This window comes from Pseudoalteromonas luteoviolacea (assembly GCF_021654285.1).
In the GTDB taxonomy this organism is placed as follows: domain Bacteria; phylum Pseudomonadota; class Gammaproteobacteria; order Enterobacterales; family Alteromonadaceae; genus Pseudoalteromonas; species Pseudoalteromonas luteoviolacea_J.
In genome coordinates, this window is sequence record NZ_JAKFZS010000019.1 from 87594 (window position 1) to 110195 (window position 22602).

Genomic DNA, 22602 nt, shown 5'->3' on the forward strand with positions numbered 1-22602 from the left:
ACAGAGAATAAGTGAATGGTGTTGAAATGGTATTAGGACTTGATTGGTAAGGTAAATTGGATCACTACTCCGCCTAAGTCACTGTGTTTTGCTTCAATATGGCCCTGATGTAACTCAATGATTTTCTCACAGATTGATAAACCGAGTCCGGAGCCACCCAAATCTCGACTGCGGGATTTGTCACAGCGATAAAGTCGCTCGAAGAGTCGGCCTAATGCCTCGTTGCTCACACCTGGGGCACTGTCTTCAAAAGTACAGATGATATCTCGTTGTTGCTGCAAAACGGTGATTTTGATTTGGCCCGGCTTGTCTGTGTAATGTACGCTGTTTCTTGCCAAGTTATTAAATACCTGATTGAGTCGGCTGATATCACACTCAATTTCTAAAAGTTCTGATAATTGGTTGATGTAGATAACTTCTAAGTCCGATGTATCAATAATGGGCGCGATGGCGATTGTAAGATCATCAAACAAGGCTTTTGCTTGGCACCGTTCAAATTCAAGACGTAGGTTGTCTGTATCCGCTTGGGCTAACTCATAAATATCTGCAATCAGGGTATTAAGCATATCTAGCCTTCTTTGCAGCACTTTATACGTTGTTTTTGGGTCTTCTGTTAAATTGTATTCAAGGGCTTCAATATTCAGCTTGAGCACGGTTAAAGGCGTACGTAACTCATGAGATACATCGGCAAGCAGTTGTTGTTTCAGGCTTAAGCTTTGATTGAGTAGCTCAGTCTCTTTTTCCATCACGCGGCGGCGTTTTAAATGGTAAAGATAAAACAGCAAGAGAAAGTTCGTCAGCACGATGATGGCTGCAGCTAGAATAACTGTGCGTGTTTTAGTATCTTGTTGAGATTTCGCAAGGCCTGCTTGTAACTCATTAACCTCAAGTCGCTTTAGGCCTATTTCACTATTAAGTTTTTTCGCTTCTAGGCGGGTGGTAACGGCTTGTTGGTTAATTGCTTCTTTAGCGGCGAAGGCGCGTTCTTGATAATGTAAGGCTTGTTCGAAGTCTGCTAGGTTTTTAAACGCCACAGCAAGGCTTTGCAATACGATGAGGTTATCTTCTTTACTAACTTTATCTAGTAGGCTGGAGAGATGCGCAATGGCCTCAGTGGGCTTTTCATGGGCCAGTGCTTCACCAAGATTGACGCTAAATTCATTAAACAGCGATTCATTATCCAGCGGGCTGAACTGTGTTAGACTCTGCGTAATGAGCTTGATAGCTTTAGAGTATTCAGCGTTAGCCAAGGCTATTTTTCCTTGCACAGCTTGTGCTCTGGCTAAGTTTTTCTCGTTTTTAACAATCGTGAATAGGTTACTCGCCTTGTCAATTGCAGTATGCGCAGCTGTGAGATCTTTAAGCTCAATATACTGCTGTGCAATATGAAGCTGTGTCACTCCCATGTAGTTTTTATCGTCTAGTTTGGTATCTATCTCGTAAGATTTATTTAATGCGTCAATTGCAGCTTGGTGGTCTGAAAGTTTTTCATAAATGCGTGCCAAGCTGAAGTAAGTTGAAGAAATATGGGCAAGACTTATATCAGGCTCTCCGAGCTGAAACTCTAATTGCTGATTTAAAACATCGAGCGCTTTATCAAGTTGGTGGAAATCTCTATATATTTTGGCTTCCGTACTTAATGCGGCACTGAATAAATGCGCATTATTAATTTTGTTTGCCGTATCTTTGGCTTGAAACACATGAGAGAGCGCTTGAAAGTAATCTTTTTGTTCCGATAGCACATTAGCTAGCATGCGATGGGCGTGGCTTTGCATTCTAATATCGTTTGATTGGGCAAACTGAGCAACGGCGTGCTCAAAGTGGTGTTTTGAATCGGTGTTATTACCAAGTAAGGTTGCTAAGTCCCCTGCCACCCAATGATATTTACCCAAAAAGTTAGCATTTGGAAATTGTGTTAAATGAGCTGCAAGTTTTGCGAGTCGATCTTCAGCTTTACTGAATTGATTAGTTCTCACTAAATGCAATGCACTTCGATGTAAAACATAGGTGCGCTGCTCATCAGTTAAAGCCGGATCTGCGAGTAAAGCGTGTGCATCTTCTAACAAGGCAATTCTGTCTTTGTTACCTTTTGCTTCTGACTGTGCTTTGTACTGTTCGAACTCTTCCAAGGAGTGCGCATGATGACTGTATGCCGCAAGTGACAATAAACACGTCGAGATAAAGACCTTAAACACAGAATTCCCATAGGTTTAGCAAGCAAGAGAACTATATTATGAGAACTGAGCAGGATGGGATATAGGTAATTATTATTAACAATACCAGATTGCTATGCATTTTTTTCAAATAAGTGACAGCTTGAGTATAAGCAAATGTCGTAATGGGTAGAGACCTCTTCTTGTAGAGCCATCACTTTTTAAGGCTGTGCCCTAATTTTAGGTGCACAGCGATTTATATGGGGTTAGGTTTAGTGCTTGATTATCTATCTATATTGAGGTTTGAGACATGGGAAACATTTGAGATTTTAACGTCACCTGAACCATCTTCTGTAATTTCCAGCTTATGACTATCACTGACCGCAATATCGCCGGAGTCATCCTCAATAGATACTTGGCCTTTTGCTTGCGTTACCCAGATGTCACCAGAGCCGTCATCAATCGTGACATTACTTTCTATGTTCGAAATTTTTATATCACCTGACTCATCTTTGAGCGCGACCGATTGGCCTCCAATAATATCAATCTCACCAGAACCATCTTCAAGGGTGATCTTACCAGTAATATTTCGCAGTTTGATATTACCAGAGTCATCTTCGATGAAGACAGATTGGCCGGCGTTGATATTTATATCTCCAGACCCATCTTGAATATGAATGCCTTGTTTAGCATTGGTGAGCGTGATCTGCCCCGAACCATCTTGAATACGGATATCTTTTGCTGCATTGGTAACAGTAATATGACCTGAGCCATCTTCAATATTGATTTCGCCATCGATATCGGCCAGTTCGATGTAACCTGAGTTATCGTCTATGGTAATGCCTTTGACATTAGAGACTGAAATATCTCCAGAGCCATCATCTATTTCAAGTAGCATATGTTGTGGCATTTGTACCTCAACACTAATTTGCGGGCTTTTGCCTGAATACCAAGCCACACCTATGTATGCATCATGTTTGGCAATGAGTTTTGCTGTGTCGCCCTGCTTATCTAATGTGAGTGTATAGCTTCTGTCGGGCGCTGTGGTGATGTGTGCTGTGAGTGAGATAGATGTGGCGTCTTCTATGCCTTTGACAACAATATTGCCAGCACTGTTGTCTATCTTTAGTTCGGTTAGATCTGCTGTGGATAGAGAGAGCGTTTTAGTTTGTTCTATTAGTTCATCTTGAGCATGTCCGTTGACGTGTACTACGCAGCCACTTAGTAGTAAACCGGCGATTATAGGTGTAATTATTCTTTTCATCTTTTTAGTCTTATTCGAGTTTGTTTCTGATATTACAGCAAAGATAAGGCCACATTCGAATAAAACAATAAGGTAATGATATTTAACGTTTTTATTTCCACTCTGTCTGTTGGTGTATGATTTTTTTGACCAAAATATAGTGTTATAAGTAATAAAATCGTCAATTCAGTGTCACGATGCAGTCAACTTAATCATGTAAGTTATTTTAAGAGTTCTCAGTGATCTAAGGTGAAGGTATTGCAAGATGTGATAATTGCAGATGCACTCGCACAACAGTATGAAGCGCCATGCACAGCAGCACCAGACTCTGCACTATTTCTGGGAGTGGGAGATGCAAGCTCTGTGGAGTTAGGTAACTCCGCCTGTTTATTGATACGTAATAATCTACCATGGCTGTTAATTGACTGTGGTCATGATACGTTAAGGCGCTTTGCTGAGGTGTTTTCAAATCGATTGCCTGAGCATATTTTTATCACTCATTTGCACTACGACCACATTGGTGGACTTGAGCAATTGTATTTTAAGGCGGCACTCGCTGGCAAGTCGGTGAGATTATATGTGCCCGTTTCTTTGGTCTCGCAGTTGTGCGCTATGCTCAGGTATACCAAGCTTGCTGAGGAAAAAACAGATGTATGGCAGACATTCATACTGCATCCTGTTAGCGAGTATTTTTGGCATCAAGACTTGAAAGTTTATACATACCCAGTACGTCACCATGCGCCTAATTCTGCATTTGCATTGCACTTACCCGGTGTGATGTTTTATACAGGAGATACCCGCCCTATTCCCGAGCTGCTGTCTCATGTGTCTGCTAAAAGCGAAATCATATTTCATGATTGTGCGGTGGCAGGTAACCTTAGTCACAGCGGAATAGATGACTTGTTCAGGGAGTACCCAAGCGCTTTGTTGAGTCGTTTATGTGTATACCATTACCATAGTGAGTCTGATCGAGTGCATTTTGACCGTGCAGGGCTGAAATATGCACGTGCCTTAAGCGTTATTAACTTGCGCTAAATTTAATTGAATGATTTATGCACTTTGTGGGGTGTTTTGTACCCATTTGACGCTAGAAATCGCATTTTAATAACATTTTAACTATTTTCCGTTATACTTGCGTCAATTTAGATTACACTGAATCGTTTACCTGAGTAACTTCTAGCGTTTATATGTGCATGTTTGCACTTGGAAGCTAACTTTTGGCTTGTTGTAAGCGAGTACGTCTACAACCGATGTCGGTGTATTTTCGCAGTGTGCGAGCGATAAAATAACAATGTTAAAGGGACCCTATGCAGCTAGTAGAGCTAAAGCCTGACGATCCTAATGTACAAGATTTATTCTCGGAAATAGATCGATTAATGAATACCCTTTACCCTATTGCCAGTGATCAATCGCTTGCTTTAGAGGAATTGAATCAGCCAAATGTGAGAGCGGTTGGTTTAAAGGATGAGTCTGAGATTGTGGCATGTGGTGCCATTGTTAAGCAGTTTGATAAAACCTTGTATGGTGAAATTAAACGTCTTTATGTTAAGCCAAGTTATCGTGGTAAAGGGCTGTCGAAGCGTATCATGCAAATTTTATTGCATTACGCGGGTGATGCTCAAATACCGCTGATCCGTTTAGAGACAGGTGTGAAGCAAGAAGAGTCAATTAAACTGTATGAGTCTTTAGGCTTTGACCGCTGCGAGCGATTTGGTCTATATCGAGATAACCCTTTGAGTGTGTTTATGTCTTTATCTCTTAAATCTGAGTAAGCTGTTTAGCTAAAATCGAATGGTTTCAAAAAAAGGATTTTGAGTTACAGCTGTCAGCTCTTTTATGGCATCTAACTCAATCATGACTTCTTCTGAACCCTGTTCGATTACTAGGCATTGTATTCTCTTTTCGTCGTATACAATGTCTTTTGCCCTACCCTCAAAGGCTTCAGTTTCTGTCTCAACTCTCAGTATGAAGTACTTCATACATGCAATTTCAATTAAGTCGCTTTGCTCACACTTCATTACCAGTTCACGCTTTTACCTTCTTAATTTAACCATACCATAGCTGAAGGCCTTTTAGGAAAGCTGTTTTTGTGGCTGTAAAGGGGTTAGACAAGCAAATAAAAATTGACTAGCTTTGTAGTTCGACACTTATTCTATGCACGTAATAAGGACATAAAATGAGAATTTTAGTGGTAGATGATATGACATCAATGCGCCATGTCATGATTAATATGTTGAGAAATCTGGGCTTTGATAATATTGACGAGGCCACAGATGGCAAGCAGGCATTAATGCTCTTAGGCAAGCGTAAATATCATCTGGTTATCTCAGATTTAAATATGCCACATGTCGACGGACTCACTTTATTAAGTAAAATTAGAGAGACACCACAACTGTCAAAAGTACCTGTCTTAATGGTGACGTGTGAAAGCAGTAAAGAACGGGTGCAGGCAATTTTATTAAAAAAAGTAGATGGATTTGTGGTGAAGCCATTTAATATGGCAACCTTAATTCAGCAACTCAAACGCATTAATGTCTTGGATGAGCACGGTCAACTATGCAGTTAGTAGTCTGGGTGTGAACTAAGCAGAAAAAGGGCATATTGAATATGCCCTTTTTGGTCTAAAAGCCAATATTACTTGGTCTCTGGGAAACCTCTGTCGCGCATTAATGCACTGACATCTGCGTCACGACCACGGAACTTGCGATAAGCTTCAGCTGGGTCCATCGCATTTCTAACGGCAAATAAGTAATCTACCAGACGTTTAGCAACGTCTTTATCGTAAAAACCACCTGGTGCATTGGCAAACGCTTCAGCAGCATCTGAAGTCAGTACTTCAGCCCATAGGTAACCGTAGTAAGCAGTAGCATAGCCTTCGCCTGAGAAAACATGGCCAAAGTGTGTTGTTCTATGGCGCATAACGACTTCGCTTGGCATGCCAATCGCTTCAAGTTGTGCTTTCTCAAACGCCACAGGGTCGCCAATTTTATCTGGATCAGTTGTATGGAACTTCATATCCATAATGGCAGATGCCAAGTATTCAGTGGTTGCAAAGCCTTGGTTGAAAGTTGCAGACTCTTTGATCTTCTTGACTAAAGATTGTGGCATTGGCTTGCCAGTCTCATGATGAACTAAGAATTTATTGATAACTTCTTCAGTAGACAACCAGCGCTCAAGCAGTTGTGACTGAAACTCAGTATAGTCACGTACACCTGCGTTTGAGCTTGGGTATTTCACGTTTGAAGATAGCGCGTGCAGTGAGTGACCAAACTCATGGAAGTAAGTTTCGGCATCGCTCCATGATACAAGCGTTGCTTTACCTTCTGGGCCTTTAACGAAGTTAGAGTTGTTGGTACTAAGTACATTGGTTTTGCCATCCATAGAAGTATGACTACGGAATGATACCGCCCATGCACCAGAGCGCTTACCTTGACGAGCAAACGGGTCTAAATACCATAAACCAATATGCTTGCCAGTTGTTTTATCTGTGACTTCCCATACCTTTACATCTTCATGATAAACTGGCACAGAGCCATCTAGGATAGGTGAAAACTCATAGCTAAACAGGCGGCCTGCAACATAGAACATGGCATCTGTGAGCTTGTCTAATTGCAAGTACTGTTTGATTTCGTTTGAGTCTAGGTCATATTTCGCTTTACGTACTTTTTCTGCATAAAAACGATAATCCCAAGGCTCAATTGTAATATTTGCACCGTCTTTATCCGCGATAGCCTGCATATCTGCAACTTCTTCTTTAACGCGGGCAATGGCTGCAGGCCATACTTTATCCATTAAAGCGATGGCATTTTCTGGGTTTTTCGCCATGCGGTCTTCTAAGCGCCACTGTGCATAGTCTTCGTAGCCAAGCAGTTCAACACGCTCGCGACGCAGTTTTAGGATCTCTGAGATCACCGCTTTGTTGTTGTGCTCTCCTGCATTGTTTCCGCGGCTGTAATAGTTTTGCCAAACCGCTTTACGCAGTTCACGTTCAGTTGAGTAGGTTAAAAACGGATCCATGGATGAACGTGTATTGGTGATCGCATATTTACCTGGTTGGCCTTTTTTCTCTGCTGCACTTGCTGCTGAATCAATAAATGCTTGTGGCAAGCCAGATAGCTGATCTTTGGTCAAGAAAGTGGTGTAACCTTCTTCATCAGCAAGTACGTTATTACCAAATTGAGTGTACAGTTTTGATAGTTGCAGGTTGATCTCAGCATAACGCTCGGCATTTTCGCCTTCTAAGGTTGCGCCATGACGAGCAAAACTATTGTATTGACTCCAAGTGACGCGTTGTTGCTCTGGCGTCAATGTTTTAAATTCAGCCCCTTCATAAACCGCTTTTACACGCTGGAATAGCGCTTTGTTTTGGTTACGTTTTGATTCGAACTCTGACATCTTTGCCATCACAATGGCTTGCTGTTTGCGCACTTCTGGTGAAGACAGGTTCGTAATATAGGTAACGAAATATGGGTACATGTTGTCTACAGCGCTTCCCGAGCGCTCAAGTGCAGCAATGGTATTTTCAAATGTAGGTGCGTCAGAGTTGTTGACGATAGCATCAAGCTCAGCCAGTTGCTCGGCAAGCGCAATTTCAGCCGCAGGTACTAAATCTTCTAGTTTCATCTCGCCAAACTGAGGAACCCCTTGGTAAGGCCCGGTATACTCTTTTAATAATGGGTTTGAGTATTGTTTTTTTACTTGTTCAACTGGTGCTGAGTCTTGTGAGCTAGGGGTCGTGCCACACCCAGCTAGCGCTAAACATACCGCAGCGCTTAAAAATGACATTTTTAATTTCATAGTGTTCTCAGTTTGTTCGATTGATAATTGTGAGTCTATCCGTTGCAACCTTGACCAATTATTGGTCGCTATATCTTATGTCTTGGAGATACAAGCTTGCTATTTCGGGGACATACTACTGCAATAACGGCAAAGTGCAAATTTGATCAAAGGTAAAAGTATTGCAAAATGTTTTGGGGTATAAAGTGGTTATTCTATCGCTCATTAGACACTGTTTATCGAAAATTTAATGAAATTTTTTATTTTTAAATATTTATTTTAATGAATTTTAATTGCTTTCATAAAACTTTCCCTTGATTGTTGGTTAAATTTGATCCACTTTAATGACACATACTACAAACCCGTGATGACATCATGGAAATTGGTATCTTTATTTACAATGGCGTGGAGTCTTTGGACTTTTGCGGTCCGCTCGAAGTATTTACAACTGCCTCTCGCATTTCAAAACGTCCCATTAATGTCAGCTTAATTGCGCCGAGCAACTTGCCGATCAGAGCACGAGGCGACTTGTCGATTAATCCTCACTTTTGCATACATGGCCATCCAAGGTTTGATTTATTGATTGTCGCTGGCGGCAAGCTTGACCGAGTGATAGACAATCAAGCCGTATTAGATTGGTTAGCTGAAACTGCAACGCACACACGGCACTGTGCTTCAATATGTAGTGGTGTCTTTTTGTTTGCAAAAGCAGGTTTAATTGAGGGAAAAACTGTCACAACCCACTGGCAACGCATTGAAGAGTTAAGTCAAAAGTACCCTCACCTATCTGTGATCAATGACAAGCGATTCATTACAGATCAAAATTTTACTAGCTCAGCGGGCGTTGCTTCTGGTATCGATATGAGCCTGGATATGGTGAAAAAAAGGTTCGGTTTTGATGTAGCGAGGAAAACGGCTCACCAAATGGATTATTTGTGGTCTGAACTATAATTGCTTAAGCGCTTTTTTACTAAAAACTGTATCAAAGCCGCTAATTAATCTAGACTTTTAGCCGATACATAATCATTGGCTAAGGCAAGCGGTTAAGGTAATGAAGACAAAAAACACAGTATATTTAGCACAAAGCTTAGATGGTTATATTGCAGATCAGCATGGTAATATTGATTGGCTCTCGAAAATTGACAACCCCGAGCATAGCGACTTGGGGTTTGGTAACTTCATGGCAGATATAGATGCAATTGTAATGGGCAGAAATACCTTTGAGCAAGTAATGCGCTATGGCCAGTGGCCTTATGACAAACCTGTATTTGTGCTGAGTCAGTCTCTTGAAAAATTGCCAGAGCAAAGTAAAGGCAAAGCTTATTTAGTATGTGCCAGTGAGCAAGAAGTCGTATCTCAACTGCATCAGTTAGGCCATTACCGGCTTTATATAGATGGTGGAAAATTAGTACAAAGCTTTCTAACCAAAGGTCTGATCGACGAGTTAATTGTGATCACTGTACCTGTGGTTTTGGGACAAGGTCTAAGGTGGTTGCCAAATGAACCCTTGAAGGGAAAAATAAGCTTGCTTGCGACGTCCGTGTTGATAGGACAATTAGTGCAATCTCATTATCAAATTGAAAAGTCCCCCTTGGTGTAAAGGGGGCTGACAGTCTCTATCTAGCCGTTAAACTTCGGTAATAACCTCATGTGGTACTCAAACTCATCTTCAGCATGTACTACAAAACCGAGCTTGCGATAAAAGCGTGTAGCCGGGCTGTTTTTAAGCACACTCAAGTGTGTTGGAAGATGTGGATACTGACTTAAAAGCTGTTTGAGTATGGCACAGCCAAAACCTTTATTTTGAAATTGCGGTAACACGTGTATCTGCATAACCTCAAGGCTGAGCACAGTGGCCTTGTATCTAAGACAGCCTATCTTTTCATTGTTTACGTAAACGATATTGGCATATTGGTAGTGCTCTTCTAGGCGACTTAGATGAGCTTCTTGAGATAAGAAGATCCCTTGCCGTTCTAAATGTTCTGTCATTGTTTGCATGCGTAAAGACAGCAGAAAGTCTTTGTCTGACTCTGTGGCGACCTGAAGTATGATATTCATATTCACCTCTGTGCTAAGAAAGCATTGTCTTGCAAAGTATGATTACCTTTAGATAAACACATTACGAAACAAAAGTGACAAAACTTGGATTGCTGGTCTATTTTGATTTTAAATTAGCTGGAGGGTGTGAGCGTACTAAACATAAAGATGAGCTTAGCGTCTTAACGTGAGAGTAATTAGGAGAAAAGATGAATATAGTGCTCGTCAACTATGATGAAACTTGGCCCAGTCAATTTGCAAAGGAGCGCGATAGACTCCATGCATTGATTGCACCTTGGATGGAAGGTGACATTGAACATGTTGGCAGCACATCTGTCCCTGGCATGATTGCAAAACCCATTATTGATATTATGGTCGGGGTAAATAACTTAAAAGGTGCACGTGGCGCGATTGACGTGCTGAGTAACAATGGATATTGTTATTACCCATACAAACCTGAGCAAATGCATTGGTTTTGTCGCCCCTCGCCAGAGTTTAGAACGCATCATGTGCATTTGATCCCCTACCAAAGCCCGCTTTGGTTTGAGCGCATTAATTTTAGAGATATTCTACGCACGAACGATAAGGTGGCCGGGCAGTACGCACATTTAAAGCAAACACTAGCGCAAACTCATCGTCATAACCGAGAGACCTATACACAACAAAAGTGGCCCTTTATTGAGAAAGTACTGGCTTCTGTGGGCTCTTCATGATGAAAAGCCCTTTGTGTTTATCGCGTGATAAAGCCGCCATTTACAAACAGCGTTTGGCCTGTTGTCCATTGAGACTGAGGAGAAGCGAGAAACGCGACGCTTGGTACAATGTCATCGATGGCGCCAAGTCGCTGAGAAACACTGGCGGCACTTAAATAAGCCACAGATTCAGGTGTTTCTTGTTGGTGGAAAAAATCAGTATCAATGGGACCTGGGCAAACTAAATTGACTGTGATCCCCCTATTGCCGATTTCTTTGGCAAGCGCTCTGGTAAATTGTTCAAGTGGTGCCTTAGAGCCTGCATAGAGCGAGTAATCGCCAGTAAATGCTCCTAACAATGATGTACCAATGTTGATGATCCTGCCATTGTCTTCAAGGGTTTTGGCTGCTTCTTGCATAACAAAAAAAGCACCTTTGCAGTTGATGTTAAATAAGTTGTCAAAATCGCGTTCACAATAGTCAACAAATGCTTTTTTGAGCACACTACCGGCATTATTAATAACGATATCAATGCGACCAAATGCTTCTAATGTTTGTAAAAAGAGATTTGTAACATGGGAGGTTTTGGTAATGTCGCCTTGGACTATCAGCGCTTTTTGTCCAAGCGTTTGAATGTGTGCTGCTGTTTTTTCTGCCTCACGCAGTGCATTGTCACTGTGATAGTGTATGACGATGTCGCATCCTTTTGATGCTAAATCGATAGCGAATGCCTGTCCCATGTTTTTAGCGCCGCCAGTGATTAATGCTACCTTACCTTGCAATTCTTTGTTCATACGTTATTCCTTTGCCATTTGTTTATCCTTATACACTATAGCTGCTTTGTGCATGGCCATTCGTTGCATTGATGTTAGACTAGGATTTTTATTCATCAGCGAATTGTCGAGAGAGCTTAATGCAAACTGTGAGCATTTTTGTGGACGTACAAAATATTTATTACACCACTCGGAGCGCTTATCAGCGTAATTTTGACTACAACCGTTTTTGGGCTGAAGTGACGCACAACCGACAAGTAGTCAACGCATATGCCTATGCGATAGACAGAGGCGATGAAAAGCAGCGCCAATTTCAAAATATTCTTAGGGCCATTGGGTTTGAGGTCAAACTAAAGCCATTTATCCAGCGCTCGGATGGCACTGCAAAAGGGGATTGGGATGTTGGGATCACCATTGATGTGCTTGAGTCAGCTAAGGATTCTGACTTAATTATTTTGGCATCAGGAGATGGAGACTTTGATATTTTACTTAATACGGTACGTGATAAATATCAATCAGAGGCGCATGTGTATGGTGTACCTTCCTTGACCGCCGCGAGTTTGATGAATGCCGCCACTCAGTTTACCCCGATAGAATCTTCTTTGCTTTTATAGCATTATTTGCCATAGGGTGCGGCGAATCGCAACCTATGGCAATTGGAGCTATACTGCCCTTCTATTTTTCTGTTATTTTGCTCTGCAACCGCTGACAAGATTGGCCATTTAAATGTCCTTTGAATAATGCTGACATTGATTTTTTGAGCCACATTGGCCCTTCATCTGTCATATCATTGTGCTTTGAGTTGGGAATTTTAATCACACACCCGGGGTAAGTTTGCAATTCTTTTTCCGTGTACAAAACGCCCTTGTCTGCTGGAAAGTCACTGCCGCGAATGGAGAGCACAGAGACCGTTTTATTGCGTGGCAGTGGTACACGTCGATGATCAAATGTGACCAGCCCAGAGACATATGTTTTGCCTTGGTTGATTAATAGTGCGGATATATCTCCGCCGTTGGAGTGACCAACGAGCAAGAGGTTATCAAAGTCATATTGTGGATAGTCTGTTGCCAGAGTTGAGCGCACAAAGTCCAATGTTTTTGCCCCTCGTTGCCAATTTTCTTGTCGGGTCTGGTATAAATTGCCAGTCACAGATAGAGGGGGATCTGTTTTTAGTTCATGGCGAATAGACACCGAAAGGTAGCCTTGATGCGCCAATGTATCACTGAGAAATTGATAATTTTGATGAGACTCACCATAGCCAGCGCTGATAAAAGCAACTGGGCACTGATTGTCTTTTGTACAAAAAGCTGCATTGGTTGGTTGTTTAATTTCAATGGGAATAGATCTTTTTCGAGCTTCGTCGTGCAATACATTGATCTCGCTGCCACTTGCATTGGCATAGGTTGTTATTATCGTTATAAGCGCGAGGACTGACTTTTTCACTGATTTAATTTCCTTGTTGATTTAAGCGCAGCGATTATAGGCTGCACTCAATTAATAGTAAATATCTGAAAAGTCTCAGCTTATCATCTGTAAATGGGGTTGACAGTATTTGCTAAATATTACCAAATAAGCCAGCATGATAATCCCGAACGGCTTGCTGAATCTCGGCTTGGGTATTCATCACAAATGGTCCCATATGGGCAATGCGCTCGTTAATCGGTTGGCCTGCGAGTAGCAAAAGTCCTGCTTCGTACTCTGCTGTTTCCAAAACTATGGGGGTATTTGGATCTAAGGTAAGGAGATATCCAGCTTGATGAGCTGGGTCTTTTAATTTGCCAGAGTGGATATAGGCAACGACTTTACCAAAATGAGATAAATCTAAACTTAAGGTACTATTAACTGGCAGAGAGACATCACTGATCGCGCCATCGCCTGCTAATTGATTCAAATCGGAGGTAACTGTTTCTCCAGCTGTTTGCCACTCACCGGCCAGTGCGGTTAAAGTCGCTTTGCTATCAGTGGTGATCGTCGGCAATGGACGAGCACTAGAGTCTTGGTATTTCGGAGGGTTCATTTTGTCTTTTGCTGGCATATTTAGCCATATTTGAAAGCCATGCATCCCCTGCTTTGCATCTGCTAATGGCATTTCAGAATGGATCACGCCCTTACCTGTACTCATCCATTGTACTTGTCCTGCACGGATGGCTTTTTTATTTCCCATTTGATCTTGATGCTCGAAACCACCCTTACGAATGTAGGTAAATGTTTCAATACCGCGATGAGGGTGTGCTGGAAAGCCACCAATAAAGTCTTGTGTGTTGTCGGATTTGAGTTCATCGATCATTAAAAATGGGTCTATGCTTTTTCCATCAAACCCTGCGATACGCTGTATTTTTACACTTGCCCCGTCTTGCGTTGCTTGTGCTTTAGTAAGCCTTAAAACTTTCATAGCTGTCTCACTTATGTGTGCCAATAAGTGTAATATAGCTCTCAAACTAGTCGAATAAAATTGATAAAAAGAGAAGTGTTTGTTCTTATTTTAAGAATGTTTAATGTTGTACAAGCATCATGCTTATTGTGCTGTCATCACTTGTTTTTCAGCCATTTTAATGAGTTGTTCTAGCTCTCCGGACTTTTCCATTTCACTGAGTTTGCCGTTTATTAAAGGTACAAGGTGTTTTTGTGATTCGTGTATATAGTGATATAAATCAAGCTCGGCCAAGCTTGGGCCGTGCACGACATTGTTTATTCCTAGCTTCTTTAAATACATAACGCCATCCATTTTATTGGTGAGTGCCACATCTGCGAGTCCTTTTGAAACAAGTTTTAGTATTTGTTCTGTCGTATCCATATCTTCAACGTGTTTCATGCCTTGGGTGATGTTGTTAGTGTGCTTAACCCCTCTTACTTTAACGATATGATATTTATGTAGATCAGCTGCTGTTTTGATATTGACGTTACTGCCTGTTCGAACAAATGCTGCTGTTTCAAGGGAATAATATGGTGTAGGTACCCTAATTGTTGTAGGTGTTTCATCGCCGTAACTAAAAATACGCATAATTTCACCATGTTTAAGCCCTGTTTGAGCCTCAAATTGTGCCCGCTTCCCGGGTAATGGCGTAATGGTAATTTGAATATTTAATTGCTTATAGACTTCAGTTAATACAATTCGCCCTACTTCTTGTTCAATGAGATAATTGATCGAAACAAAATGGTAGATTTGGCCATATAGAGGCTGGGTGAATAGTAAAAAAAAAGCTGCAATCAAATACTTCATTGGCGACAGTGTGCTTTATAAAACTACCCAAAGTATAGCGCAGAGCCTATTTAATAAAAGGATGTATATGGGCGTTGGGGGTAACGTATTGATTTTGATATACTCGGTGTGATCTCTCTATGCTTTTTGTATCACTGCGGTCACATTATTGATCCAAATAGCAAAAAGCAAAGTACCTTTATTGCGCACGCACAACATAGGCTTGATTGGTTTCAAAATGACAGATAAAAGTAAGCGGGTTCCATCTTCACGTATCTCTCGGTTAGCCCACTTGGGCGGATTGGCTTCTAAAGTTGCCTCTAATGTTGTGCTTTCTGGCGCAAAACAAGTGCTCTCAGGGCAAAGTGTAAGTAAAAAAGAGCTCCTTTTACAACCTAAAAATGTGCATGCAGTGGCAGATAAACTAGCCCATCTGAGAGGGGCTGCGATGAAGCTTGGTCAGTTGGTGTCAATGGATGCAGGCGATCTGCTACCCAAAGAGCTAGCTGTACTGTTAGAAAAACTACGTGCTGATGCTCAGCCAATGCCGCATAAACAGCTAGTACAGTTGCTTAAACAGAATTGGGGCCCAGATTGGTTAGATAAATTTAGCCATCTAGAATTAAGAAGCTTCGCAAGGGCGTCGATTGGCCAAGTGCATGAGGCCACCACAGAGTCAGGTGAAAAGCTTGCTTTAAAAATTCAATATCCAGGCGTTGCAAATAGTATAGATAGCGATGTCGACAATGTGGCAATGCTTATAAAAATGTCAGGATTGATCCCGAAGCAAGTGGTGATTGACCCGCTTATTGAGGAAGCAAAGCAACAGCTTTTGGTTGAGACAGACTACTTTGCAGAGGGCCAGCGCTTACAAGAATTCAAGGAAGGGTTAAAAAATTACCCAGCGTATCGTGTGCCAAATTTTTACCCGCAGTACTCCACAGGCAGTATATTAGCCATGGAATATGTGGTTGGAAAAGAGTTGACGTGCTATGACAGTGCATCTCAAACACAAAGAGATAAAATTGCCACAGACTTGATCCGACTGTTTTTTATTGAGATGTTTGAGCTCGGCGCAATTCAAAGTGATCCTAATCTAGCTAATTACCTATATGACGATAAGATGCAACAGGTCGTACTATTGGACTTTGGTGCTTCTCGTACAATCAATATGAGCCTTGCTCAAGGCTATTGGTCATTATTGCGTGCTGGCCAAACTTACGATAAAGACGCCATGACTGACGCAATTTATGAAATTGGTTATTTTAGCGATGATATCGACGATGCCTATCGAGACATTGTGTTGGAATTATTTTTTATGGCAACAGAGCCGCTCAGAGCAAAACAACCTTTCGACTTTTCTGCAAGTGATATTGCAGCTCGGATCCGCGATAAAGGAATGGATCTTAGTACACGAGAAAGGCAATGGCATACACCACCCGTTGACGCACTCTTTATACATCGAAAATTAGCTGGGCTGTACTTAATCGCAGCGAGATTGCGCGCTAGAGTTGATGTGAGTGATTTGTTTTCGCAATTTGTTAAGCCAACTGGTCAAGGGGCGCAGTAAGCGATGGGCTACCGTCGTGAAAAAGTCATCGTCCTTGAAAAATAATGCATATAGCATTTGTCCATCCCAAAAGTAGCTTACTTATAGCTTATTACATTACGTTTGGAATGCCGTTATAGAGTGTATGAATAAGTAAAAAAGTGTAAGTAAGCACCTACTTTAAGCTTGGGATGTTTCATCATGTCACTGTGTTCACTGAAACGTAATTTACTGAACTGTTGAAATTACAAGTCTTTAGTCCATACTTCTTCCATAATTTCAATCCACACTGTGTTACTTGTTTTTAGTAAAGGTACTTAGAGGTTCCAAATGAAAACATCAGTTTATGGGCTGATTTTGCTCGCTTTGTCTGCTACAAAACTCTCCGCCACAGAGCTATCCGCGGCAGAGTTTGTTGACATCACCACTAAAGTGCCAAATATCCATACAGAGATCCGTTATTTCACGAAAGACAACTTTGTCGGTGAAAAAATCGATGGTTACTTAGCCCCAAAATGTTTGCTAAGCACAGACGCCGCAGCTGGGGTTGCCAAAGCACAGCGCGATCTAAATGCGTTTGGCCTAGGTTTGAAAGTATATGATTGCTATCGACCACAGATGGCCGTTGATCATTTTGTTCGCTGGGCAAAGGATCTGGATGATACTAAAAACAAGGCACGCTATTATCCTGAAGTGCCAAAAAATAAGCTTTTCGAGCGTGGCTATATTGCAGTGCGTTCAGGGCACTCTCGTGGTAGTACCATCGATTTGACTGTCGTTGACTTAAAAACTGGTCGAGAGTTAGATATGGGCTCTGGTTGGGACTTTTTCTCAAAAGTATCTTGGCCCAGTTATCAAGGTATCAGCGCTGAGCAAAGAGCTAATCGTATGTTGTTGTCGAAGGTAATGCAAACGGCTGGATTCAAAGGGCTTACAGAAGAGTGGTGGCACTTTACATTAATTGATGAACCCCATGAAACGCATTATTTTACGCAACCTGTACGGTAATTTTTTTCAGCCTTTAAACGCCAAATAAGTATTCATTGTAAATGAGTGTAAAGAAATAAATGCTTGCAAGTTATTGAAATTAATATGTCAAGCGTATGACTTTTTATCAATGTGAAAATTTTGTGATTGATAAAAGGCTTTTATTGCTTGATTAACTCACTTGCACCATTTAATGTACCTAAATAGCTTATAATTGTTAATATAGTGATATGTATAAGGGAATAGCCTGTGCAGTCGCACTGTTTATTGCGTGTCTTCTTTGGGGAAGTCTGAGCAATGTATGTGCAAATGGAATAAAGCCTCATGCTTTAAGTACTGCAAGTGGTCATGTGAAGTTCAATCTAGATCATGACATATCTCATGAAGACGAAGAGCATTTTGTCATTAACAAAGCATCAATGAATGCAAGAAAAGCACTATTTGATAATCATGAATATATCAGCCAAGCCTATGTAGAGTTTGACATTAGACGCATTAAAAATTTGCAAGAGTCTGACTTAATTGCATTTTATGTTCCTCAACAAGCGCGCAGTTACATGATCACTGTACACAGTATTGAGCAGTCTAAGCTGGGTGGTTTTGTTGCATCTGGGTATTTTACAGAGGATAAAACGCAACATATTGTCCTAAAACTGAAGTTAGATGGGCGTTCAGTTGAGGGGAGTTTGCAGACTACCAATGGTGAATACTTGTTCCGATCGCATGCTCAATATGGTTGGATTGCTGCGCAATATGAAGGTAAAAAGCAGTATCTTAAATATCCAGATGAGTTTGCACAGCCAGTTGATGTCATTGCTAAAAAGTAACTTTTAGCCGCTGTTTTCTGCGAAACATTTTTCTTACGCCTGCTTTTCCCCACTAAACAATGAATAAATTTTCAATTTATTCATACTCTTATATGCTTCGTTTATTTCCTTACAAGAAATTCTGCGTCTATAACTGGAAAAAGAAAAATTTTTGTTAATAATTTTGTAATATGGAGTATTTACTCTTCGTGTGACAAAAATATGATGGAAACGAAAATGAAAAAATTGGGTTATATGGCATTGATTGCTGGTTTTTCTTGCGCAGCAAATGCGCTTCCTACTTGTCCAAATTTAGCATGGCTTGAGGCCAAGTTTACCAAACCTGACATGCCGACCACAGAATATCGAAACCGATTAAATAAGTTGATCACTTGGTTACCTGCGTTTCATATGGTACACGATGAAATCTCTGCAGAAGGACACGCTGTCACCGTCACGGCCAAGTTTGACTATGGGGCCGTGGCACATAAAGATTTAGAGTACGAAACCGTCAAGTTTTATATTCGCTCCGAGCAAGACACTCAATGGCGTTTCTTGGCAGACGCAGTGACTAACCGCGATGGCAAAGCCAGCATTTCCTTGCCAGCTTTACAGGCGGGGCAATACCGAATTTATGCAGGGGTTCCTGCCGATAATTCTGGCGCTGAAGGTTATGTGACAGTGGTTCAAGCTGGTACACAAGCCGTGCTTTTCGATATTGACGGCACGTTGACTGAGTCGGATGCTGAGCAAATAGGGGACTATACGGGGATTGATCGAGCGGATGAAAAAGAGGGCGCATATTCGTTGGTGCGTCGATATTTGGAGCTGGGCTATCAGCCTGTTTACCTCACTGCACGGGTTTACTGGTATGCAAAAGGGACACGAGATTGGCTGAATTGGATGGGGCTACCGCAAGGTTTTTTGAGAACATCGCTAAGTAATGAAACGAGCTTATTTCGCACTGCTGAATATAAAATAGCGGAGATAAATCGATTACAAGCGCAGGGGTTAGATATTGTTCGTGCTTATGGTAATGCAAAAACAGATGCTGAAGCGTTTATACGTGCTGGGTTAGGCGCGAGTAATAGCTTTACCATTGGCCGTGATGCGGGTCATTATGGTACAACACCAATTGAGGTTAACAATTACTTTCAACATATACAAACAAAGGTGGACGATTACCCTGCTGCACTGTGTGAGTGATAGTGGATCTTTTTGATAGAGTAGGGCGGCTAAGTGTCTTCCGCCTTATTTCGTTTGATATGTTTGCGCGTGTTTGATGCGTTCATCTAAGCTTGGGTGGGTAGAGAGGTACTCAAGCCAAGTTCCGTCTTCTTCGCTTGTGCTGTCCTGCGCTTCCGAGAGTGCTTTTAAGCGCTTTAAGGCGTCGGCAAAATCAGCACTGGAATGGCCAATATGGGTTAGGCGCTGCAATGCAAATTCATCCGCTTCCCATTCCATTTTTTGGGAAAATTGGGCGCCCATGATGAGGTTGCCTGAGCCGATAATAAGTTCGAGTATGCCTTCCATATCTCCAAATATAAAGCTCATAGCAATGGTGCCGGCAAATGCTTGTGCAGCTAATCGAATACTATGTTTGCCTTCAACATGGCCAATTTCATGTAAAAATACAGCTCGAATGGCATTAGGATTATCCGCCAAGGCCTCTATTAAGTCATCGGTTATCACTATTTGCCCATGGGGTAGTGCAAAGGCATTGGCGCCAAAGTGCTCTGATGCATAGATATCTAATTGATATCGTTCTTTTGACAGTGCAACGGCGGCTAAGGCTTCATCCCAAATGAGGTGGATTTGACTTTGGGTCTCTGGTGGTAGCTCACTCTCCGAGAGGAAGTTTTCTTCAATTAAATACATAGACTGCTGCCCCATGGTATCGACCACAGACTCAGGGACGTAATCTACTAACCAAACGGCTGTGCTAGGAACAACTTTAAAAAGTAGAGCATAAATTAATAAAGGTGTCAGCAGCAGTGCAGAGAAGATCATGACGTAATGACGCTCTAACTTTGCAATGCCCTTGTGCTTTTTATGCGCTGGCCACACAAAGTCTGAACTGTGGGGGACAAAGCGCTCACCGGAAGGAAATGATGCTTGTGTAGCGACGCCGGGAATTGGCGTCGATAAGGATAGGCTATCAAGTGAGCAGCGTACCGCACGATTTAGATCGTAAGAAATATGTATTTGCCCATTGTCGATCAGGGCCTCTACTTCGTAGGATGCACTGCTCGAAAATGGGTAGAGTTGGCCGCAAACACGCATAGTTAAGTCAGTGATACGTCTACATCAAACAGGTTTGATGCCTCATCACCCAAAGATGACTCAGTGTTATCCAAGGTATCAATGATGCTGTCAGCTGCGGGCATCATGGTGACCGCAGTCGCATCTGCAAGTACCTTAGTTTTACGAATTTTCGCCCATGGGTATGCCAAGCCTAAGGTTATACCAATAGCGAGGATATTGGTCACCTCAACGAATGCAAAACGCGATACTGATAAATCTGAGTGCAACTGTGCGACATCCTTAATCTCGGCATTATTAAAGACATGGTTTCTAATAATCGCTTGATAAATTGCTTTTAAAAGATACATGCAAGCGATATAGGCTGGTATTAAGGTCATCAGTACATGGCTGGAGTCTTCAAAGCTGGTGCCAGCAACATAAAGCCCTGCAATAATAATGGGAATTGCCACAAAAGAGCTTAATAATGTAATTAATAAGGCACTTAGATATTTACTTGTTGACAGCTTTGCAGAGAATTGTTTGTCACCAAACTGAATATTAGTGAGCAAGTATTCATCCATTTTTTTCAATGTCCATGGCAGCAGCAAATACATGGTAAACACGCAGAGCAGGGGCATGAGTAAAAATAGCTTAAACGCACCGCCATAGCTGCCTTTAAAATTAAAGCGAACATTTCTAAAGCGCGTCATACGCATATTAAACCTAAAGCTTTGGTTGATAAGCCAAGGTGCCAAAAGTGTGAGCATGAGCGCTAATATCGCGCCAACTAATGGAAAGTAATGTGTAAAAAACAGGTATATCACCAATAGTATGGACGCAATAATCCGACCTTTTAAGATTTGCATTGGTGTCGCGAGGTATTCGAAACGGTTGTTATCGATATGGGTATTGCTAAAAAAATACTGTTTTGTCCTGACGGTTGCCCAGGCTGAATAGACACCCAGTGTCACAATACTCAGCAATAAGTTAACAATCCAAATACCGAAAAAGTCTTTTCCATTACCAGTAAAGCGCACCAATGATGGTGTGCTTGCGTCTGATTGTGACGGCTTGTTGGCCATATCCATATAATTATTCTCCTCATAATACCCAATTATCATACACTGAATGTTTCAAAAAAGGCAACGCGTCGCCAATTTCTATGCGAATATTTATCAATCAGAATTAGCCGCGGTTGAATTTCACATTTCCTTGATTAAGCTGTAGAAATATTTGACTGTAATAAATGATTTAGCTGAGGTGGATAAATGGGAAAGGATGAGTTTGTGATCCGGGCAATGCGATATGACGAAATAGACATTGCCATTGCATGGGCTGCACAAGAGGGCTGGAATCCAGGAAAATGTGATGCAAAAAGCTACGCCATAGCAGATCCGCAAGGTTTTCTCATTGGCTTACTCAATGATGAGCCAATTGCTGTGATCTCGGCTATCAAATATGATAACAGTTTTGGGTTCATAGGGTTTTATATCGTTAAGCCAGAATATAGAGGGCAGGGCTTTGGCTATCGTATTTGGCAAGCTGCTATGGCTTATTTATCTGGTTGCAATATCGGGTTAGATGGGGTGGTAGAACAGCAAGATAATTACCGAAAATCAGGGTTTGAGCTTGCATATCGTAATATTCGATATCAAGGTGCATTTACAGCAGAGCTATTGGCGGACAAGGCAGAAGCCTTTGATGGAATAGTTTGTGATGTTGCAGATCATGATATCCAAGCTTATGAAAAACCATTTTTCCCTGTATGTCGAGATAGCTTTAACCATCAGTGGCGAGTACAACCTAATGCAGATGCATTGAGCATAGTAAACCAAGGTACTATTACTGGTTATGGTGTGATCAGAGCGTGTGAAGAAGGCTATAAAATAGGCCCTCTTTATGCTGATAATACAGATACGGCAAAGGCGCTCATTTATGCTTTGCTTGGAAAAGTGAACCCAGGCACTAACGAGTCTGTTATCGCTTTTTTAGATACTCCAGAGCCGAACCAGGATGCGGTACAGTTAGCAGAGTCATTGGGGATGACTAAGGTTTTTGAAACCGCGAGAATGTATACTGCCGATGAGCCTAAGCTCCCAATTTCACAAACATATGGTGTCACCTCATTTGAAATTGGTTAGTG

General features: G+C 41.6%; 23 protein-coding genes. 12 read left to right on the plus strand and 11 right to left on the minus strand.

Annotated elements, in window-relative coordinates:
* Positions 1 to 32: 32 nt before the first annotated feature.
* On the minus strand, positions 33 to 2195 hold the full coding sequence (locus tag L1077_RS27500) for an ATP-binding protein (RefSeq protein WP_237138304.1): 2163 nt from the start codon (positions 2193 to 2195) through the stop codon (positions 33 to 35).
* 241 nt (positions 2196 to 2436) lie between these two features.
* Entirely contained in the window at positions 2437 to 3417 is a 981-nt protein-coding gene (locus L1077_RS17785; protein WP_237138305.1) for a DUF4097 domain-containing protein, read from the minus strand.
* A 246-nt stretch (positions 3418 to 3663) separates the two neighbouring features.
* Here L1077_RS17785 and L1077_RS17790 point away from each other — a divergent pair, with 246 nt between their 5' ends.
* Together L1077_RS17790 and L1077_RS17795 are read left to right on the plus strand one after the other, a co-directional pair.
* Positions 3664 to 4431, plus strand: a complete 768-nt coding sequence (locus tag L1077_RS17790) for an MBL fold metallo-hydrolase (RefSeq protein ID WP_237138337.1) — start codon at positions 3664 to 3666, stop codon at positions 4429 to 4431.
* Between the two features lie 272 nt (positions 4432 to 4703).
* Complete coding sequence (locus L1077_RS17795; RefSeq protein WP_063364173.1) at positions 4704 to 5168, plus strand: GNAT family N-acetyltransferase; 465 nt, start codon at positions 4704 to 4706, stop codon at positions 5166 to 5168.
* A gap of 9 nt (positions 5169 to 5177) precedes the next feature.
* On the opposite strand, the gene L1077_RS17800 is transcribed toward L1077_RS17795, so the two are convergent.
* Complete coding sequence (locus tag L1077_RS17800; protein WP_237138306.1) at positions 5178 to 5414, minus strand: Rho-binding antiterminator; 237 nt, start codon at positions 5412 to 5414, stop codon at positions 5178 to 5180.
* A 158-nt stretch (positions 5415 to 5572) separates the two neighbouring features.
* Here L1077_RS17800 and L1077_RS17805 point away from each other — a divergent pair, with 158 nt between their 5' ends.
* A complete protein-coding gene (locus L1077_RS17805) occupies positions 5573 to 5962 on the plus strand; it encodes a response regulator (protein WP_063364171.1) in 390 nt (129 codons plus the stop codon).
* A 68-nt stretch (positions 5963 to 6030) separates the two neighbouring features.
* Here L1077_RS17805 and L1077_RS17810 read toward each other — a convergent pair whose 3' ends face one another.
* Positions 6031 to 8193, minus strand: a complete 2163-nt coding sequence (locus L1077_RS17810; RefSeq protein ID WP_237138307.1) for a M3 family metallopeptidase — start codon at positions 8191 to 8193, stop codon at positions 6031 to 6033.
* A gap of 354 nt (positions 8194 to 8547) precedes the next feature.
* Between L1077_RS17810 and L1077_RS17815 the strand changes: the two genes are divergently transcribed.
* Positions 8548 to 9123: a DJ-1/PfpI family protein gene (locus L1077_RS17815; RefSeq protein ID WP_237138308.1), complete on the plus strand. Its 576-nt coding sequence runs from the start codon at positions 8548 to 8550 to the stop codon at positions 9121 to 9123.
* A 100-nt stretch (positions 9124 to 9223) separates the two neighbouring features.
* Complete coding sequence (locus L1077_RS17820) at positions 9224 to 9772, plus strand: dihydrofolate reductase family protein (protein WP_237138309.1); 549 nt, start codon at positions 9224 to 9226, stop codon at positions 9770 to 9772.
* A 20-nt stretch (positions 9773 to 9792) separates the two neighbouring features.
* Here L1077_RS17820 and L1077_RS17825 read toward each other — a convergent pair whose 3' ends face one another.
* Positions 9793 to 10230 carry a GNAT family N-acetyltransferase gene (locus tag L1077_RS17825; protein ID WP_237138310.1) on the minus strand — a complete coding sequence of 146 codons (438 nt, stop codon included), beginning with the start codon at positions 10228 to 10230 and terminating at the stop codon, positions 9793 to 9795.
* A 188-nt stretch (positions 10231 to 10418) separates the two neighbouring features.
* Between L1077_RS17825 and L1077_RS17830 the strand changes: the two genes are divergently transcribed.
* Entirely contained in the window at positions 10419 to 10922 is a 504-nt protein-coding gene (locus L1077_RS17830; RefSeq protein WP_237138311.1) for a GrpB family protein, read from the plus strand.
* Between the two features lie 17 nt (positions 10923 to 10939).
* Here L1077_RS17830 and L1077_RS17835 read toward each other — a convergent pair whose 3' ends face one another.
* Positions 10940 to 11695, minus strand: coding sequence for an SDR family oxidoreductase (locus L1077_RS17835; protein WP_237138312.1), 756 nt, complete (start codon positions 11693 to 11695; stop codon positions 10940 to 10942).
* 119 nt (positions 11696 to 11814) lie between these two features.
* On the opposite strand from L1077_RS17835, the gene L1077_RS17840 reads away from it, so the two are divergent.
* Positions 11815 to 12288: a LabA-like NYN domain-containing protein gene (locus tag L1077_RS17840; RefSeq protein ID WP_237138313.1), complete on the plus strand. Its 474-nt coding sequence runs from the start codon at positions 11815 to 11817 to the stop codon at positions 12286 to 12288.
* A 61-nt stretch (positions 12289 to 12349) separates the two neighbouring features.
* On the opposite strand, the gene L1077_RS17845 is transcribed toward L1077_RS17840, so the two are convergent.
* The 3 genes from L1077_RS17845 to L1077_RS17855 all read right to left on the minus strand — a co-directional run bounded on the left by L1077_RS17845 (position 12350) and on the right by L1077_RS17855 (position 14894).
* Positions 12350 to 13117, minus strand: coding sequence for an alpha/beta hydrolase (locus L1077_RS17845; protein WP_237138314.1), 768 nt, complete (start codon positions 13115 to 13117; stop codon positions 12350 to 12352).
* 112 nt (positions 13118 to 13229) lie between these two features.
* Positions 13230 to 14066, minus strand: coding sequence for a pirin family protein (locus L1077_RS17850; protein WP_237138315.1), 837 nt, complete (start codon positions 14064 to 14066; stop codon positions 13230 to 13232).
* Between the two features lie 123 nt (positions 14067 to 14189).
* Entirely contained in the window at positions 14190 to 14894 is a 705-nt protein-coding gene (locus tag L1077_RS17855) for a substrate-binding periplasmic protein (RefSeq protein WP_237138316.1), read from the minus strand.
* Positions 14895 to 15111: 217 nt separating this feature from the next.
* On the opposite strand from L1077_RS17855, the gene L1077_RS17860 reads away from it, so the two are divergent.
* From L1077_RS17860 to L1077_RS17875, 4 genes are all read left to right on the plus strand, one after another.
* On the plus strand, positions 15112 to 16443 hold the full coding sequence (locus tag L1077_RS17860) for an ABC1 kinase family protein (protein WP_237138317.1): 1332 nt from the start codon (positions 15112 to 15114) through the stop codon (positions 16441 to 16443).
* A 309-nt stretch (positions 16444 to 16752) separates the two neighbouring features.
* Complete coding sequence (locus L1077_RS17865) at positions 16753 to 17430, plus strand: M15 family metallopeptidase (protein ID WP_237138318.1); 678 nt, start codon at positions 16753 to 16755, stop codon at positions 17428 to 17430.
* Between the two features lie 209 nt (positions 17431 to 17639).
* Positions 17640 to 18236 (plus strand): hypothetical protein, encoded by a 597-nt coding sequence (locus tag L1077_RS17870; RefSeq protein WP_237138319.1) that lies wholly within the window; start codon positions 17640 to 17642, stop codon positions 18234 to 18236.
* A 216-nt stretch (positions 18237 to 18452) separates the two neighbouring features.
* Positions 18453 to 19421, plus strand: a complete 969-nt coding sequence (locus L1077_RS17875; protein WP_237138320.1) for an LNS2 domain-containing protein — start codon at positions 18453 to 18455, stop codon at positions 19419 to 19421.
* Between the two features lie 45 nt (positions 19422 to 19466).
* Here the strand turns inward: L1077_RS17875 and L1077_RS17880 are convergent, their stop codons facing one another.
* Complete coding sequence (locus L1077_RS17880) at positions 19467 to 20498, minus strand: M48 family metallopeptidase (protein WP_237138321.1); 1032 nt, start codon at positions 20496 to 20498, stop codon at positions 19467 to 19469.
* Positions 20499 to 20500: 2 nt separating this feature from the next.
* Positions 20501 to 21547, minus strand: a complete 1047-nt coding sequence (locus L1077_RS17885) for a YjgN family protein (protein WP_237138322.1) — start codon at positions 21545 to 21547, stop codon at positions 20501 to 20503.
* A 180-nt stretch (positions 21548 to 21727) separates the two neighbouring features.
* On the opposite strand from L1077_RS17885, the gene L1077_RS17890 reads away from it, so the two are divergent.
* Positions 21728 to 22600, plus strand: a complete 873-nt coding sequence (locus L1077_RS17890) for a GNAT family N-acetyltransferase (protein WP_237138323.1) — start codon at positions 21728 to 21730, stop codon at positions 22598 to 22600.
* The last annotated feature ends 2 nt before the right edge of the window (positions 22601 to 22602 follow it).